12 protein-coding genes and 1 pseudogene are annotated in these 16,672 nt (G+C 69.6%); 6 read left to right on the top strand and 7 right to left on the bottom strand.

The annotated features are described in order from the left end of the window. Positions 1-179 precede the first annotated feature (179 nt). From ACS5RC_RS25185 to ACS5RC_RS25165, 5 genes are all read right to left on the bottom strand, one after another. Positions 180-1,877, bottom strand: coding sequence for a methyl-accepting chemotaxis protein (locus tag ACS5RC_RS25185; protein ID WP_478346669.1), 1,698 nt, complete (start codon positions 1,875-1,877; stop codon positions 180-182). Positions 1,878-2,346: 469 nt separating this feature from the next. Further along, complete coding sequence (locus tag ACS5RC_RS25180) at positions 2,347-2,859, bottom strand: hypothetical protein (protein ID WP_478346668.1); 513 nt, start codon at positions 2,857-2,859, stop codon at positions 2,347-2,349. Positions 2,860-3,058: 199 nt separating this feature from the next. After that, positions 3,059-3,730, bottom strand: coding sequence for a hypothetical protein (locus ACS5RC_RS25175; protein ID WP_478346667.1), 672 nt, complete (start codon positions 3,728-3,730; stop codon positions 3,059-3,061). A gap of 47 nt (positions 3,731-3,777) precedes the next feature. After that, on the bottom strand, positions 3,778-4,164 hold the full coding sequence (locus tag ACS5RC_RS25170) for a hypothetical protein (protein WP_478346666.1): 387 nt from the start codon (positions 4,162-4,164) through the stop codon (positions 3,778-3,780). 377 nt (positions 4,165-4,541) lie between these two features. Beyond that, positions 4,542-5,255: a hemerythrin domain-containing protein gene (locus ACS5RC_RS25165; RefSeq protein WP_478346665.1), complete on the bottom strand. Its 714-nt coding sequence runs from the start codon at positions 5,253-5,255 to the stop codon at positions 4,542-4,544. Between the two features lie 587 nt (positions 5,256-5,842). Between ACS5RC_RS25165 and ACS5RC_RS25160 the strand changes: the two genes are divergently transcribed. Both ACS5RC_RS25160 and ACS5RC_RS25155 read left to right on the top strand, forming a co-directional pair. After that, positions 5,843-7,858, top strand: a complete 2,016-nt coding sequence (locus ACS5RC_RS25160; RefSeq protein WP_478346664.1) for a PAS domain-containing protein — start codon at positions 5,843-5,845, stop codon at positions 7,856-7,858. A gap of 43 nt (positions 7,859-7,901) precedes the next feature. Continuing rightward, positions 7,902-8,087, top strand: a complete 186-nt coding sequence (locus ACS5RC_RS25155) for a LuxR C-terminal-related transcriptional regulator (protein ID WP_478346663.1) — start codon at positions 7,902-7,904, stop codon at positions 8,085-8,087. 202 nt (positions 8,088-8,289) lie between these two features. Here ACS5RC_RS25155 and ACS5RC_RS25150 read toward each other — a convergent pair whose 3' ends face one another. Both ACS5RC_RS25150 and ACS5RC_RS25145 read right to left on the bottom strand, forming a co-directional pair. Continuing rightward, the gene (locus ACS5RC_RS25150) at positions 8,290-9,084 is read right to left on the bottom strand and encodes a Crp/Fnr family transcriptional regulator (RefSeq protein WP_478346662.1); all 795 of its coding nucleotides are present in this window, start codon (positions 9,082-9,084) and stop codon (positions 8,290-8,292) included. A gap of 66 nt (positions 9,085-9,150) precedes the next feature. Continuing rightward, the gene (locus ACS5RC_RS25145) at positions 9,151-10,245 is read right to left on the bottom strand and encodes a two pore domain potassium channel family protein (protein ID WP_478346661.1); all 1,095 of its coding nucleotides are present in this window, start codon (positions 10,243-10,245) and stop codon (positions 9,151-9,153) included. 1,025 nt (positions 10,246-11,270) lie between these two features. Here ACS5RC_RS25145 and ACS5RC_RS25140 point away from each other — a divergent pair. The 4 genes and pseudogenes from ACS5RC_RS25140 to ACS5RC_RS25125 form a co-directional block, all read left to right on the top strand. After that, positions 11,271-12,446, top strand: a complete 1,176-nt coding sequence (locus ACS5RC_RS25140; RefSeq protein WP_478346660.1) for a zinc-dependent alcohol dehydrogenase — start codon at positions 11,271-11,273, stop codon at positions 12,444-12,446. Between the two features lie 17 nt (positions 12,447-12,463). Next, complete coding sequence (locus ACS5RC_RS25135) at positions 12,464-13,054, top strand: hypothetical protein (RefSeq protein WP_478346659.1); 591 nt, start codon at positions 12,464-12,466, stop codon at positions 13,052-13,054. A gap of 492 nt (positions 13,055-13,546) precedes the next feature. Next, a complete protein-coding gene (locus ACS5RC_RS25130) occupies positions 13,547-16,288 on the top strand; it encodes an excinuclease ABC subunit UvrA (protein ID WP_478346658.1) in 2,742 nt (913 codons plus the stop codon). Positions 16,289-16,564: 276 nt separating this feature from the next. Next, positions 16,565-16,672 (top strand): annotated as a pseudogene (locus ACS5RC_RS25125) (type 1 glutamine amidotransferase domain-containing protein); the annotation flags it as partial.

Genomic DNA, 16,672 nt, shown 5'->3' with positions numbered 1-16,672 from the left:
ATTTCCAGGGAGGCGAGGATCGGCTGGCGCAGGCACGCGTCGCGCAGCTTGCCGATGACGCTCTCGCAGCGCCCGTTCCCGCGATGCGATCCCGGCGCGAGGGACTGACCCTGCGTGGGACAATCGCAACGAGCGCCGGGACCCGTCCCGGACCGTGTCCGACGAACGATGGCTGATCGTCAGGCCGCGCGCACCGTGGCAAGAAAGCGAGCGACCTCGGCGGTCAAGTGGCCGGACTGATGCGAGAGCTCCGAGGCCGAGGACAGAACGCGGCCTGCCGCCGCGCCGGTCGCCTCGGACGCTCGCGCCACGCCCCCGACATTGCGCGTCACCTCCGCCGTACCCTTCGAGGCCTCGGCCACGCCGCGGACGATCTCCTGGGTGGCCGCGCCCTGCTCCTCGACCGCGACCGCGATGGCGTTGGCCACCCCGCTGATCTCCTGGATGCGCGTCGCGATCGCCTCGATGGCGCTCACCGCCTGGCCCGTCGAGCCCTGGATCCGGCCGATCTGACCGGAAATCTCCTCGGTCGCCCGCGCCGTCTGGCTGGCGAGCTCCTTGACCTCGCTGGCCACCACGGCGAAGCCGCGGCCGGCCTCGCCCGCCCGCGCCGCCTCGATGGTGGCGTTGAGCGCGAGCAGGTTGGTCTGCGCCGCGATCGAGGAGATCAGGCCGATGACATCCCCGATCTTGGCCACGGCGCCGCTGAGGTCCTGCACCAGGGTGCCGGTGCGATCGATCTCCCGGACGGCGCACTGCGCGAGGTCGGCCGAATTCGAGACCTGTCGGCCGATCTCCTGGACGGAGACGCCCAGCTCCTCGGCCGAGGCCGCTACGGTCTCGACGTGGGAAGCGGCGTCCGCTGCGGCGGCCGCGACGGTGGTGGATTGGCTGGTGGTCTCGTCGGCTGTCGTCGTCATGATTCCCGCCGTCGCCTGCAGCTCGTTCGCCGAGGCCGAGACTTGGCCGACAATGCCGCCCACCGCCCGTTCGAACCCGTCCGCCATGTCGCGCATGGCGCGCTTGCGCTGCTCTTCGGTCGAGGCGCGGGCGAAGGCCGTCTCCTCCTCCAGCGCCCTCGCCCGGATCTGAGTGTCCTTGAAGATCTGGACGGCGGACGCCATCCCACCGATCTCGTCCTGGCGCCCGAGGCTCGGGACCGGAGCGGCCAGATCACCCTCGGCCAGACGGCGCATCGCGGTGCGCAGGTCGTCGAGCGGGCGCAGGGCACGCCGGACGCCGAGCCAGAGGAACGACAGGGCGGCGAGGATCGTCACGCCGCCGACCAGCGCGGCTTGCTGGGTGATCCGGTCGAGCCCGGCCAGAACATCAGCCCGCTTCAGGCCGACATACAGCACGCCGATCACCGCCCCGGAGCTATCCCGGATCGGCTCGTAGAGCGTCAGGTAGGGCGTGCCCAGAATGTCGGCCTCACCGCGATAGCTTCGCCCTGCCCCGAGGACGGCATCGTAGACCGGCCCCGCAGCGAGCTTGGTGCCGACCGCACGGCTGCCATCGGGCTTGCGCACGGAGGTCGCGACCCGGACGTCCCCGCGGAAGACGGTCGCGGTTCCGCCCGTGACCTGGGCGACCTGATCGACCGCAGTCTCGGTCTCGGTGATCGCCTTCCGACCGACGCGCAGCTGCCCGTCCTGGATGGTGTAGGATGCGGCCTCGCCTGCCGGCACCAGCGTCGCCTTGAACAGGCGCAGGTTGCTGTCCAGCACGTCCGCCGCTCGAGCCTGCATGATCGTGCGCGCTTCGAAGAGGATGGAGCCGCCCACGAGGAGGGTCGCCAGCAGGACGAACAGGCTGCCCGTGAGCGCGACCCGCGCTGCCAGGGACAAGCTCGGAAGTTTGCGGGGCGTGGCGATCATCGGCATGTCCGATTGCATAGACCAGCGTGATGCACGTTCTGGTTCATGAGCGAAAATGCGTCACATATGTTAAGAAAAATTCGTCCCTGAATCGAAGACGGGACCGCGCCGTGCGTGCGACCCAGCGAAAGACTCCGCCCCAACGGTCAGGAGGAGCCCCGCCCAGGTGTCGCTGACGACGTTCGTGATCCGACGCGCATCGCCGGGGCTGTCGATCCGCCGGATTGGGCGCGGCCCGGCACCGTTTCGCGCCTGCGCCTTGGGCGCCAAATTCGTTGGCCGCGCCCTCCGCCTCGGCCCCGAAGCCGATATCGAATTCCGGCATCATCCCCGGGCCGGGCGGCAGGGCCGTGCGATGCCGTGCGGGCGGCATCGGTCCAGGGCTCGGGGGTGCGCGAGGGGGCGGCGCTGACGGGCCTCGGCCTGCAGCCGGCCTACCGGATCGGGGACATTTCCGCGGCGGCTGAGGCTACGCCGGCGCGTTGGTCTTGGATTGCAGGAAGCGCTGTCGGAACGCGGAGATCGTATAGGCGCGCCCGCGAGAATCTGTGATCTGCACGTGGCGGTAGCCAAGTTCTTCCCATTTCATGGCCAGCACGATGGCGCTTGCGGGATGGCGGCGAGTTTCCGAGGCATCACCGGATGGTCCGGTGCCCGTGATGCCAAATCGCGCTGCCATCGCGCACTCCGCCCGCTTTCGGTCTAGCTGTGCAACGATCAGCGCTTGTACTTTAATCCCGCCAAATAGCCTGCGCGTGGTCTGGCAGCTGCGGGCCGTCGGTGTCGGGCACGCTGCGGCCATTACGGATGTCGGTGAAAAATCGCGGTATTCGATCTCCGTCAGCCGATGCGGAAGCACAGCGTTTCCATCCGCAAGCCGGGCAGATTTCCCGATGAAAGCTTTCGCGTGCTTCAGGCCCGCGGCCGAAAGCGGGGGCTGAATCCGTTGGCGCGATGAATGGCGGACGCAGAGATGCGGCACGGAGGCGTTCAGCCGCTGGCGTCGGGTCCGGATTCGTGCTCGGGCATGAGGCGCGCCCTGCGGCCTCAGCCGCACGAGGATTTCGAGGGGTCGAGCCGACCTCGGCTCGGCGCCCGGTCCTCCCGGCCCGCCATCCACCGGCAACCCGTGGCCGGCGAGCCCGAAACGGGCCGCCGGCCCAGGTGCGGGCGTGGGAGCCCTACGGCATGTTCTCGGCGCTCGGATAGGCACGCACACGGTTGCGCCCCTCCACCATCCCGGCCGTCGACAGGCCGGTGCCGGAGACCGGAGGCTGGAGCTCGGTGGTGCTGGTGGCCGTCGGCGCCGTCCAGCCCTCCGAACGCCAACCCTGTGTCCGCTCGTCCATATCGATCGAGCCGTGCTGCTCCAGGGCATCCATGACCATGGGCGCCCGGGCGCTGTCGGCGCGCACCGTCACGAGCGTCCCGCCCCGGCGCACTCCCTCCGAATAGGCGTGGGCATCGCCCTCGCTCATGCCGGCGCCCGCCAGCCCCCCGGCCAGCCCGCCCGCTGCCGCGCCGATCCCCGCGCCCGTGACGGCACTGACGAGCCAACCGGCGGCAACCACGGGGCCGACGCCCGGAATAGCCAGAAGACCGAGGCCGGCGAGCAGACCCGCTGCGCCGCCCGCCAGCGTGCCGAGCGTCGCCCCGGTGCCCGCGCCGGTCTCGGCACCGTGCTTGGCATGCGGGTGGTCCCCGGAGCCCAGGCGGCCCGCATGGCGGTCGCCTTCGTTGTTGCTGACGATGCTGATGTCGGAATGCGGGATGCCCCCCGCCTCGAGCTTCGCGACGGCCTCGCTGGCATCCTCGTAGCGGTCGAACAGGGCGGTGATGGTTTGCTGTGCCATGATGGCCTCCTGACGGTTCGTCTCGATGTCGGGCGTGCGGCTGCCGCTCACTGCGCGGCGACGTTGCCCTTGAAGTCCACGCCGACAGGCACGGCCTTGCCGTTCATCATCGCGGTGCCCCGCCAGATGCCCTTGTCGTCCTTCTTGAGGTCCTTGGCGTCCTTGTAGCCGGCCTCATCCAGGCGATGACGGATCTGCGCCTCGGTGAAGCTGTTGGAGCCTTCCTCCAGCTTGGCCTGCGAGGCGGTGCCCGTGGTGCTCGGGTTGCTGGCGTCCGGCCGATCGGTGTTCGGGCGGGTGACGGCCTTCTGGCCGCCTGAGGTCTCGCTCGTGGCTGCATCGGGTGCGGGCTTGCTGGTCACGGTGGTCTGTGCGGCGGCCGGGCTGAGGCCGAGCAGGGTGAGCAGAGTGAGGGCTGTGAGCGTCTGGCGCATTGCGCGTCTCCTGAGGAACTTCTCGGAAGAAATTCGCCGCAGGAAGAAAGCGTTCCACAAGCAGATTGGACCGCCGACAAACAGTGAGGCGGATTAATCCGCCGGCTATTTTTCTAATGCCCAGTCTGTTACAGCCACGCCATCGGGATTAATCCGGTCTGCCACCGAGGCCATCCGAGATAGAACCGCCGGATTCACGCCTGCGGGCGAGAAAATCTTTGAGGCTCGAGAGGGTTCGGCGCCCTCCCTCGTTGCCGGCCCCCCGCCCGGTGCCGGCAGCCGCCCCGCCCGAGGGCGAGGCAGCCACTGGCGGAGGGCCTCCTCGACGGCGCGCCCCGGACGGGCGCCAGCACCCCGCTCCCGCCCGGCGCGGGCCGCTATTTCGTGAATCGTCCCGGGGAGATCGGGTCGCTCGCCGGGAACGTATCCGCAACGGCCTCATCGAGCCGACGCTCGCGGCGCTCGACCTGCGTCTCGCTCCCGGATCGGCTGACGGCCGCTCGGCCCCCTCGGGGCTTCGCGTTGCCGAAGAGCCCTGTGCGCCAAGCCAGGTAGCCGGCGCCACCCAACACGGCAGCGATCAGGGCCGTGCGGCCGGTGTCGTCCGACAGGAGGCCGCTCACCGTGCCGCTCCGCCGCCGCGCCTGGAACGCCCTGGTCTTCGCCCGGATGAAGGCCCGCATGGCGTTCTCGGCCTCCTGCGGCGAGAACCGCGAGCGGGCGGCCGGGATCAGCTCGTGGGCATGGCGGTGCAGGTGTTGGTCGATGAGGAAGGTGACATCCTCGAAGGTGTTCAGCCAGCCGGCCGAACCCGTCCGCCGATAGCGTGCCAAGCCCTTGAGCTGGCGCGTGAATTCCGCGTGCTCGCAGTGCAGGTCCTCGATGAGCGGCCGCGTCCTGCTATCCCGGCTGAGCGGAGCATAGAGGCTGGCATCGAGCCCGATCGCGTGCAGCTCGAGTTCGTCCATGAGGTCGCTCAGCATGCGCTCCCGGCTGCGGATCACGCCCGAGCCGTTCAGGGCATAGGGGATCTCGCGGATAAGCTGGGCGATGTTCTCGTGATCGCGCGCGATGAGCTGCCAAACGTCCATGCAGGGTGACTCCTAGAAGTGGCACCAAGCAACGGACCGCACGTTGTAGCTGTTCCCGCTTTTCTGAGGAGCGCCTCTCGGCCGGCGCTGCCGGTGCCAGCGCGGTCCTCGCAGCCGTACGGCTCCCCACAGCCTCGACGCGAGGCCGCTCGGCTCGCCCGCAGGCCAACGAGCGTGGTCGGTCGAGGAGGCGCGTCCATCAACCGAGCGTGCTCGCGCATGGGGGCCGGCCCGATCCCCCGGGGCCCAGCCCGGGACCGGGAGGGAAGGCGGCTGCCATGCCCCGCACGACCCGCCCAGGCCCGTCGGCCGGGCTGATCATCGCGCGCCCGCGCGCCGCAGCGATGGACGTCTTGCTCGATCCTCTCTCGTTCGATCCGATCGGAATTCAATACTTGTTCCCAGCGCGGCAATACGTATCCGATTGACCACAACCATATTGAGCGCAACACACTGACATAGTTTGTATCTTTCCCAAAAATGGAAGATCATATCGCCGCTTGACGATGTATGATCGTCAACCGAGGACGCCACCTCCCGGACTTCAGAACCGGTGCCCAACCGTAGCTGAAGAAAGCCAAGCGTGAATGTGCCAGGATGGATCTCCCAGCAACGCCGATAGACGGGCTCGATTTGGCCCGAGCATTGACGGCCTGCGAGATTATTCTGAACCTGTACGAGCGCCTCAGCTCGATGAATTGTTCGCGGCTGTTATCCGGCAGTCACGGGTGTTCATCGGTATCGTGGATACCGAGCTCAGACCGGTTTTCCTGAACGCGGCCGGACGCAGCATGGTCGGGCTCCAGCCTGACGAAGACATCGCGGGCCTCGCGGTGGCGGACTTCTTCCAGGCCGTCGACCAAGACGCCATCCACGACGTCGCGCTGCCGGCCCTGCTGCGAGACGGGTACTGGGAGGCGGAGGTACGGTTCCGGCATTTCAGCGGCGGCGCCGGAATGACGGTCCTGTGGCGGGCCTTCGCCCTCTACGATGACGCGCGGATGTTCATTGGCGCGGCGATGATCGGGACGGACATCTCGGCCCGCAAGCAGTCCGAGGCACGGCTGCGCGCGAGTGAGACCCGGCTTCAGGCCGCCATCGATCTCGTCGGTCTCTCGGCCTATTCCTGGGATCCGCAAAGCGGCGCGCTCGACTGGGGCGCCCATCTGAAGGCGCTGTGGGGCCTGCCACCCGAGGCGCCGGTCGACGAACAGGTCTGGCGCTCCGCCATTCACCCGGACGACCGCTCGCGGGTGGAGGCGGCCGTCGCAGGCTGTACGGACCCGGCCGGCGACGGCGTCTACCACATCAAGTACCGCGTCATCGGCATCCGCGACGGTGTCGTGCGCTGGGTCTCGACCCATGGCCGGACCGGCTTCGAGGACGGTCGGCCGGTGTCTTTCGTCGGCGTCGTGGTCGAGATCACCGCGCAGATGCGCGCCGAGGCCGCGCTGCGCGAGAGCGAGCACCGGCTTTCAGCGACGCTGGCGCAGCTGCCGATCGGAGTCGGCCTCGTCAATCCGGACGGCACCATCGCGCTGGCAAACCAAGTGCTCGATCACTACGCGCTCGAACGGATCCCCTCCGCGGAGTCGGGGGCGAGTGAGCGCTGGAGGGCCTACACGCCGGACGGGCGACGGCTGAACGCGGCGGATTATCCCGGAGCCCGGGGCCTGCGGGGTGAGACCGTCGTTCCGGGCGTCGACTTTATCTTCACCCACCCGGATGGCCGCGAGTGCTGGACGCGCGTGAGCGCCGCTCCGTTTCACAACGTCGACCACGAGATCAACGGCGCCATCGTGGTGGTGCAGGACATCGATCGGGAAAAGCGCGCCGAGGTCGCCCTGCGCGAGAGTGAGGAGCGCTTCCGGCGCTTCGCCGAGCACTCGACGAACGTGCTCTGGCTCGCCGACTTGCAGAGTGGGCGGCTCGATTATCTCAGCCCGGCCTTCGCGCAGGTCTGGGGCATGCCCATCGAGGATATGCCGGATGTCGCGGGCTGGCTCGCCAGCGTCCATCCGGAGGACCGCGATGCCGCCGCACGGGCGCTGGAGCGGGTCGGCAGCGGCGAGACCCTGGTCCTGGAGTACCGCATCCTGCGCGCCGCGGACCGCGCCGTGCGCCGCATTCGCGACACCTTGTTCCCGATTCCCCCGATCGACGGCCACATCCGACTGGTCGGCGGGATCGCGCAGGACGTCACCACCGAGACGGGCCTGCGCGCCTATGTGATCGCCGCCGGAGACGACGCCCGGCGAAGCCTCGTCGGAGTTCTGCAGGCCGCAGGCTACGAGGCGCAGGCCTTCGCGAGCAGCGAGGCCTTCCTCGTCGTGGCGGGCTCGCTGATGCCGGGCTGCGTCGTACTCCAGGTCAAGGAGCCCGGCGACTTGGTCGCAGCGAGCGCCTTGAAGGCCGCACGCGCGCACCTGCCCGTGGTGGCGACCGGTGCGAGCCGGGGCGAGGTCGCCTTCGGGGTCCGCGCCAAAGGCGGGAGCGGTCGACTTCCTCGAAGAGCCCTGGACGCCGGAGGCGCTGCTGTTCGCCGTCCGGACGGCGCTGGCCGAGATCCATGCCGAGGCCGATCAAGCGCGCGGGCGCGATGAAGCCCGCGACCGGATCGCGGCGTTGTCCGCGCGGGAGCGCGAGGTGCTGGAGGGTTTGCTGGCCGGCGGCACCAACAAGACCATCGGGCGAACCCTGGGGCTGAGCCCGCGTACGGTGGAGATCCACCGCGCTCGGGTCATGGAGGCGCTCGGTGCGCGCACCTTACCGGAAGCCATCCTCATCGCGGCGGCGGCGGGCGTGCAGCCCGCCCGTCGGCTCGACGCATAGGCCGCCCTCCGGCCCTGGTCGGAGCGAGGCGGCGCAGGATCCTCGACGGGCTCGGCAGGCTGCCCCTTCACCCTCTCGCACGACACGGTGGTGCCGATTGCGGCCACAGCCGGCATGCGCCCATCCGGGGGCGATGTGCAGGCCGCCCGTGGCCGGAACCCGGGACCTGGCCACCTCGGCCAGCCGGAAAGCCCGCCCGGCATCAGAGGTAGCCGGACTCGAACTCCGCGAGCTGGCGCAGCTGCTGCGGTGCGAGGATCTGCAGGCGGCGTCCGCGCAGCGCGATCAGCCCGTCGCGCCGCAGGGCCTGCAGCACCCGGTTGACGTGCACGGTCGAGAGTCCGAGCGTGTCGGCGAGATCCATCTGCGTCAGCGGCAGGCCGTACTGGCCGTCGGTGACTTGGCCGATCGCCCCCAGACGTTCCAGCAATTCGCACAGGAGATGCGCCGTGCGCTCGAGACCCGAGCGCATGCCGATGCTGACCAGCCACTCGCGGGCTGTCGCCTCTTCGGCGAACCGCGCATGCTGCAAGGCCAGGGCGATGCGGGGATGCCGACCGAGCAGATCGAGGTAGGCCGCGCGCGGAACCTTGGCGATCCGGCAATGGGTGAGCGCCTCCATCGCGTGGTCGAGCGGGTAGCCGTGGAGGGCGCCACGGTCGCAGAGATCGCCAGGGATCAGGTAGGCCACGATCTGACGTTGACCGGACGCGCGGCGCTTGTAACGGGCCACGAACCCGGAGAACACGATGATCGCGTGGTCGGCCAAGCCGTCCTGCTCGATCAGGACGGTATGCCGCTCGAACGGCCGAACGTAGACGATCAGACCCTCGAGTGCCGCGCGATCCTGATGCGTCAGCGCGACGAAGCCATCGAGCTTCCGCGTCAGCGCACAGGCGGCGCTCGGCGCTTCCGGCATCCAGTCCGAATGCCGCGGCACCCGAATGGCCCCGGATGCGGCGGGATCCGTCATGGTCATTGAGGCGAGTATCGCCATGGGCTTCCTCCAGAATGGTCGCCTCATTCTCCCGACGGCGCGACACCGGCACATCCGGCTTGTCCCTTAGGGGTCCTCCGATCCGTGGGGGTCGATGTCCGCGCTCCGATAGGCCATCGCAGGAGCGAGTCGCGCGATGTGCGGCGACCAGCGCGCGCGCAGGTCGAGGTAGGCGGGCTCCCCGGTTTCCGCCTGCGCGACCGCGACCCCCTGCTCGGCGAGCCGGGACGCCGCCCGCTGCCAATGGGCCCGCCACCTCTGCCGCTCTTCGGGATCGGCCGCCGCCGCCGACGCGTCGCCCGGCAGGAAGGCCGTTTCGAGCGTGACGACCAGCTTCAGCGCCACGCGCCAGAGTGCCTCGACCGCGGCGGCGTCCTTGAGCCAGGCCGTCTCCGCACCCGTGAGCGTGCTGCGGATCAGCGACACGGTATCGAGGATGAGGTGCGCCTGAGCCGAGACCGAATAGTACGGCTGCCGGAAGCGGAAATAGAACAGCACCGGGTAGAAGTGGTGGGTCTCCTTCATCGCGGCGATCTCGTCGGCCAGCGTGACGAGATGGCTGTAGCCGGCGCTGAACTGCCCGCGAGGCCCCAGCCGCGCCAGCAACGCGCCCGCATCCGCGGTTTCCCCGGAGAGGACGTAGAGCTGCAATCCGAGTGCGTTGCGCTGCCGAAGGGCGCCGTAGACTTGCATGACGTAGGTCAGGACCAACGAGGTCACCGACATCCCGATCAGCGAGTTCACGAGATAGCAGAGCCGGTAGGCCTCGGTCGTCGGCTTGAAGTCGCTAGCGCCGACGAGGGCCATGCTGCTGCCCCCGGCATAGAGCGCGGCGACGAAGTCCGTGGGTGTCGGGCCGTTGCTCGCCTGGACGCCCGTGCCGAGGCTGGGATGGATGATCAGCCCGGCGCCGAGCGTCAGACCGATGGCCCAGAGCAGGACGTAGAGCAGAAGGATGATCGGGCCGCAGAGGGACAACACCGGGCCGCGACGCGCGGGAACCGCCTCCGCGACGTGGCGCAGAGCGATCCAGGTGAGATGTGCGGCGCGCTCGGCGATCAGCCCGGTGCCGATGCGGGCGTAGAGGACGGTGAGGAACACGTCGAGGAGGATTACGGCCATCACGATGGCGCCCGACGCGCGTTCAAAGGCCGCCAGCATGGATGAGCCGTCCGCGAAGCTCCGGGCCCGACGGGCGCCGCTCCTATCGCGAACCGGCCCGCTGCGGTGGCCGTTCCGGGGACATGTCCTTAGGACGATCCCTGTCAACCGCGTGCGGATCCCTCCACGCGTGCGGATCCCCGCATGTCCCGCCTCGGCTCCGCCGACGCTTGAGGCTGTTCACCGGGTGGGGCGTTCGCCCGATAGTACCGATCGACGGCGGTCCAGAAGACGCCCTTCATCTCGGGACAGCGACGATCGAGCACGGCCTCGATCTCGGCGAAGGCCGCGCGCGCGCAGGCGTCGCGGTCGTCCTGCGAAAGCACATCACTCACGGCGGATCTCCCATCCGGCGGGCAGCCCGGCCACCCTCGTCGGCGCGAAGGTGACGTCGCGCGTCGCGCCGGGGGATCCGGGCATGTCCCTAGGCCTCCTCCGGTATCCCGCTCGCCAGCGGCGCAGGTCCTGTCCGGGCCTGAGAAAGAGGCGCGCACCGGAGGTGTCCTAAGGATTCGTCCGCGGGAAACGGGTGTCGGTCGTCTCGGTTCGTACCTAAGTCGGCCAGAGCATTTCCAGTATTTTGCCGATCCGGCGACCACAGGAGCCGTAAATCCTGGCCAGGAACACGGCCCGCTCAAGATTACGCGGAGCCTATTCGAAGATGGACCGCGTCTTTCCACGCTCGTCACAGGGACGGCGGTGATCGAAACGGCGACGGCAGATCGGACACCCTGTTCTCGCTGCCTCGCGCCCCTGAACGATGAGGGGCGGATGACCAGCCAGGACCGGCGGCTGCGCTCGCTCCGCCTTGATTGCCGGACGATGAATTCACCAGACGATCGATGGAGATATCTGCATCGTTATTGAACGGATTGAGGACTTAACGGGATCTATTTTGGGCGAAATCCCATGGAAGCTTGAATTCTTCGGACGGAACCTCGGTCCGTACGTCCTCGGATGGTCCGGATCGAACGGGTTCTGCGGGTCTGTCGAGGCGTTCCGCACTCAATCAACGGGAGAAAGGCATGCGCGCCCTGGTCTGGCACGGGAAAGAGGATATCCGCTGCGACACCGTCACCGATCCGGCGATCGAGGACGGACGCGACGTCATTGTCAAAGTCACGAGCTGCGCGATCTGCGGCTCGGACCTGCACCTCTTTCACAACTTCATTCCCGCCATGCTCCCCGGCGACGTCCTGGGTCACGAGACCATGGGAGAGGTCGTCGAGACCGGGCGCGGGCTCAACGGCACGCTGAAGACGGGCGACCGCGTCGTGGTCCCGTTCACCATCGTCTGCGGCGAGTGCGATCAGTGCAAACGCGGCTACTTCTCCGTCTGCCAGCGGAGCAACCGCAAGAAGTACCTTGCCGACAAGGTCTTCGGGCACACCACCGCGGGCCTGTTCGGCTACTCGCATCTCACCGGCGGCTACCCGGGCGGCCAGGCCGAGTACCTGCGGGTGCCGTTCGCCGATGCGACCGTCCAGAAGGTGCCCGAGGGCATCCCCGACGAGAAGCTGCTTTTCCTCTCGGACATCTTCCCGACCGGGTGGCAGGCGGCCGTACAGGCCGACATCCAGCCCACGGACACCGTGGCGATCTGGGGGTGCGGACCGGTCGGCCAGATGACGATCCGCTCGGCCGTGCTCCTGGGCGCCGAGCAGGTCGTCGCCATCGACCACCTGCCGGAGCGGCTGGAGATGGCCGAGGCGGGCGGTGCCGTCACCATCAACTTCACTGAGGAGAACGTCGTCGAGCGCCTGAACGAGCTGACGAGCGGCGAGGGTCCCGAGAAGTGCATCGACTGCATCGGCATGGAAAGCCATGTCAGCCCCACCATGCCGGACACGGTCTACGACCGGGCCAAGCAGATCGTCCTGGCCGAGAACGACCGGCCGCACGTGCTGCGGGAGATGATCTACGTGTGCCGGCCGGGCGGCCTGATCTCGATCCCGGGGGTCTATGGCGGCCTCGCGGACAAGATCCCGATGGGCGCGGCGATGAACAAGGGCCTGACGTTCCGTATGGGCCAGACCCACGTTCAGCGCTGGACAGGCGATCTCCTGCGCCGGATCGAGGAGGAGCAGATCGACCCCTCCTTCGTCATCACGCACGAGGTCCCGCTCGAGAAGGGTCCCGAGATGTACCGGATGTTCCGGGACAAGCAGGACAGCTGCATCAAGGTCGTTCTCAAACCCTGACACTTTGCGGAGGGAGCATGATGAACATGACGAGCCTCTCGAACATCGCGCGGTCCGAGGGCGATCCGAAGGTCCTACAGTCCGGGCCGAGTTCGCGCGGCATCCCGGACAGCCTCGCCAAGGGGCTCGGCTGGTTCAGCATCGGCCTGGGTCTCACCCAACTCCTGGCACCCCGGCGCATCACGGCGGCGCTCGGCATGGAGGGCAAGGAGGCCCTGGTGCGCGCCTACGGCGCGCGCGAGATCGGCAGCGGCGTCCTCTCGCTGTCGGTCGACAAGACGCTCGGGCTCTGGAGCCGGGTTGCCGGCGACGGCCTCGACATCGCGACCGTGATGACGGCGCTGCGGTCGGACAACCCGAAGCGCGACAATGTCGTGGTCGCACTGGCTCTGCTGCTCGGCATCACCGCAATCGACCTGATGGACGCCCAGGCCACCACGGCGCGGCACAGCCGGGGGGCGGGGCGTCGACGCTCCTATCGGGATCGCAGCGGCTTTCCGCGTGGCGTCAAGGCGTCCCGCGGTGCGGCTCGGGACTTCAAAACGCCCCCCGACCTGAAACACGCCCCGCCCCTCGCCGCGGTGTCCAAGCGCGTTCCGGCCGCCTGACCGTGCCCGAGCGTGCGGCGGGGCCGCCCCCGGGTGGCTTCGTCCGCCTGATCCGGTCGCCGGGATCCGGTCGCCGGGCCCGCAGACGTCTGAACTCCGGCCCGTCGCATCGGAGCTGTGGCCGCTCGGATTGGGTCGTCGGCAACGGAACGGGCCTGCGGCGTCGCGACGGCGTTGCCGATCGGGTTGACGTCGGGGCGTGGGGCGGCAGGTAGGGCCGGTGCGCGCCGTTCCGTCGACGCGGCTGGCGACCCTGTGGGCAAGCGCGGTTGTGCCTCACGGGGGTGTCGCCCGGCCGGAGCGGCGGCAGGCGGATGTCGGCCACACGATGCGGATCCGGGCCCCCCGCGCTCCGGCCACGCCGCGTCGGCCGTCGTCCGGAGGAGCGATCCGACAGGAGGGCAGCAAGGAGCAGCCGCGCTCCCGGATCTCCTGACGGGGCGCAATCCGATCGGGTGTCCGGCGGGAGAGGGCCCGTCGAGAGGAGGTGTCATGGACCAGCCGAAGCCCAGAGACCTGGTCGGGATGACGCGATCAGGCGCGGGACGGCCGGGCTATGTCACGGTGACGGGCGCCAGGGAGCACAACCTGCGCGACGTCGACGTGGAGCTGCCGCGCGACACCCTCGTGGTGTTCACGGGGGTCTCCGGCTCCGGCAAGTCCTCCCTCGCCTTCGGCACGCTCTATGCCGAGGCCCAGCGTCGCTACTTCGAGTCGGTCGCCCCCTACGCGCGGCGGATGATCGACCAGGTCGGCGTGCCCGACGTCGACGCCATCGAGGGCCTTCCCCCGGCCGTCGCCCTCCAGCAGCAGCGCGGCACGCCCAGCGCCCGCTCCTCGGTCGGCAGCGTCACCACCCTGTCGAGCCTCGTGCGGCTGATGTACTCGCGCGCCGGCACCTACCCGCCGGGCCAGCCGATGCTCTACGCGGAGGATTTCTCGCCCAACACGCCCCAGGGCGCCTGCCCATCCTGCGGCGGGCTCGGACGGATCTACCGGGCCACGGAAGCGTCCATGGTGCCCGACCCGTCGCTGACGATCCGCGAGCGCGCCGTCGCGGCCTGGCCGCAGGCCTGGGGCGGGCAGAACCTGCGGGACATCCTGGTGAGCCGGGGGGTCGACGTCGACACGCCCTGGAAGGACCTGCCGCGAGCACTCCGGGACTGGATCCTGTTCACGGACGACCAGCCGCAGGAGCCGGTCTATGCCGGGCTCTCCCCGGAGCAGACGCGGGCCGCCCGCAAGCGTCGCCTGGAGCCGAGCTACATGGGGACGTTCACGAGCGCCCGCCGCCACGTGCTCGGCACCTTCACCCATTCGCAGAGCGCCCTCATGCGTCGGCGGGCGGCGCGCTACCTCGTCAGCGAGGACTGCCCCGTCTGCCACGGCAAGCGCCTGAAGCCCGAGGCGCTCTCGGTCACCTTCGCGGGTCTCGATATCGGCGACATGTCGCGCCTGCCGCTCTCCGACCTCGCCGCGGTGTTGCGGCCGGTCGCCGAGGACCGGCTGCCCGATGACGGCACCGGCGAGACCGCCGATCCCGGGACGCTCGATCGCGAAGTGGGCCGGCGGGATCGGGCGCGGCGGGCCGCTTCCGGGGCGTCGGCCCATGCCGGCGCGCCGGACGTGCGCGCGACGCCGAACCTCTCGATCGAGAAGCGGCTCGCCGCCCAGCGCATCGCCGCCGATCTCATCGACCGCATCGGGACGCTCACGGATCTGGGCCTCGGCTACCTGCCCCTGGACCGGGTGACCACGACCCTGTCGTCGGGCGAATTGCAGCGCCTGCGCCTGGCCACCCAGCTCCGCTCCCAACTCTTCGGCGTGGCCTACGTGCTCGACGAGCCGACGGCGGGTCTGCACCCCGCCGACGGGGATGCCATGCACGACGCCCTCGCCGGGCTGCTCGCGGCGGGCAATTCGCTGTTCGTCGTCGAGCACGACCTCGGCACGATGCGTCGCGCCGGCTGGCTGGTCGATGTCGGCCCGGATGCGGGCGAGCACGGGGGCACTGTGCTCTACAGCGGCCCGCCGGAGGGCCTGCGCGCGGTGGAGGCGTCGCGCACGCGCCTGCACCTGTTCGGACTCGCCGAACCGCCGCGGTGCCTGCGGCGCGAGCCCTCGGGATGGCTGCACCTGGAGGGGATCGTCCGCAACAACCTGCGCGGCGTGTCGGCCTCGTTCCCGCTGGGCTGTCTCACCGCCGTGACCGGCATCTCCGGCTCCGGCAAGTCGAGCCTCGTCAGCCAGGCCTTGCTGGAACTCGTCGGCGACCGCCTCGGCAGGCCCGTCGACACCGGAGACGAGCCGGAGGATCCCCACGACGATGCGCCGGGCCCGACTGAGGGGCGCATCGTCGGCGGCATGGACGCGATTCGTCGCTTGGTGAAGGTCGATCAGAAACCGATCGGGCGCACGCCCCGCTCGAACCTCGCGACCTATACCGGCCTGTTCGACGCCGTGCGCAAACTGTTCGCCGCCACGCCCGAGGCACGCCGACGCCGCTACGATGCCGGCCGCTTCTCCTTCAACGTCGCGAAGGGCCGCTGCCCGGCCTGCGAGGGCGAGGGCTTCGTCAGCGTCGAACTCCTGTTCATGCCGAGCGTCTACGCCCCCTGCCCGACCTGCCACGGCTCCCGCTACGCGCCGGCGACGCTGGAGGTCACCTGGAACGGGCTGACCATCGCGGACGTGCTCGGGCTGACCGTCGAGCGCGCCTGCGCGGCCTTCGCGGACGAGCCCTCCGTACTGCGGCCGCTCGCCGTGCTGCGGGATCTCGGCCTCGGCTACCTGCGCCTCGGCCAGCCGGCGACCGAACTCTCCGGCGGGGAGGCCCAGCGCATCAAGCTCGCGACCGAATTGCAGAGGGGGCAGCGCGGGGGCACGCTCTATGTCCTCGACGAGCCGACGACAGGATTGCACCCGACCGACGTGGATCGCCTCATGGCCCAGCTCAACGGCCTGGTCGATGCGGGCAACACGGTCGTCATGGTCGAGCACGACATGCGCGTCGTCGCTGCGGCTGATCACGTCATCGACGTGGGGCCCGGCGCCGGAAGCCTGGGCGGCACCGTGGTGGCGGCCGGCCGTCCCGAGATCGTGGCCCAGGCGCGGGAGAGTCGCACGGCGCCGTATCTGCGGGACGAGTTCGATGCCCAGGCGGGCAACAGCTTGGCCCAGGCGGGCAAGGGCCTGGCCCAGGCGGGCAAGGGCCCGCTGCCGCAGCATCCCTGAGGATGCCATGCCGACCCGGGGCCGGGCTCGATCGGCACCGGGGGGCGATGACGGCAACCGCAGCGACCGGGGAGACGTCGTCGGGGCATGCCCGCCGCAGCGGGTCGCGATGCGGCGGGAGGGCCTCGGGGCGCGATCGATGGTGGCCCCGAACCGAATTCGCGCGCGTGCGCGAGAGGATCGTCGAGCGCTCCACGGACGGGGTGGCGTGCCGCCACGACCGCCCCCCGCGCGAGCGTGCGAACGGCAGACCCAGACACGCCCCGGAGACCCCCGATGAAGATCCTGATCGTCCTGACCTCGCACGACCGCCTCGGCGACACCGGCCGCAAGACCGGCTTCTGGCTGGAGGAACTCGCCGCGCCCTACTACGCGTTCACGGAC

The sequence above is a fragment of the Methylobacterium sp. HJ2 genome (assembly GCF_056431005.1).
This window is presented reverse-complemented; position numbering and strand designations above follow the sequence as displayed.

Excerpts from the sequence above, each read along its gene's own strand:
- ACS5RC_RS25185 (WP_478346669.1), bottom strand. The coding sequence starts at position 1,877 with ATGATCGCCACGCCCCGCAAACTTCCGAGCTTGTCCCTGGCAGCGCGG.
- ACS5RC_RS25175 (WP_478346667.1), bottom strand. The coding sequence starts at position 3,730 with ATGGCACAGCAAACCATCACCGCCCTGTTCGACCGCTACGAGGATGCC.
- ACS5RC_RS25170 (WP_478346666.1), bottom strand. The coding sequence starts at position 4,164 with ATGCGCCAGACGCTCACAGCCCTCACTCTGCTCACCCTGCTCGGCCTC.
- ACS5RC_RS25165 (WP_478346665.1), bottom strand. The coding sequence starts at position 5,255 with ATGGACGTTTGGCAGCTCATCGCGCGCGATCACGAGAACATCGCCCAG.
- ACS5RC_RS25160 (WP_478346664.1), top strand. The coding sequence starts at position 5,843 with ATGTGCCAGGATGGATCTCCCAGCAACGCCGATAGACGGGCTCGATTT.
- ACS5RC_RS25150 (WP_478346662.1), bottom strand. The coding sequence starts at position 9,084 with ATGGCGATACTCGCCTCAATGACCATGACGGATCCCGCCGCATCCGGG.
- ACS5RC_RS25145 (WP_478346661.1), bottom strand. The coding sequence starts at position 10,245 with ATGCTGGCGGCCTTTGAACGCGCGTCGGGCGCCATCGTGATGGCCGTA.
- ACS5RC_RS25140 (WP_478346660.1), top strand. The coding sequence starts at position 11,271 with ATGCGCGCCCTGGTCTGGCACGGGAAAGAGGATATCCGCTGCGACACC.
- ACS5RC_RS25135 (WP_478346659.1), top strand. The coding sequence starts at position 12,464 with ATGATGAACATGACGAGCCTCTCGAACATCGCGCGGTCCGAGGGCGAT.
- ACS5RC_RS25130 (WP_478346658.1), top strand. The coding sequence starts at position 13,547 with ATGGACCAGCCGAAGCCCAGAGACCTGGTCGGGATGACGCGATCAGGC.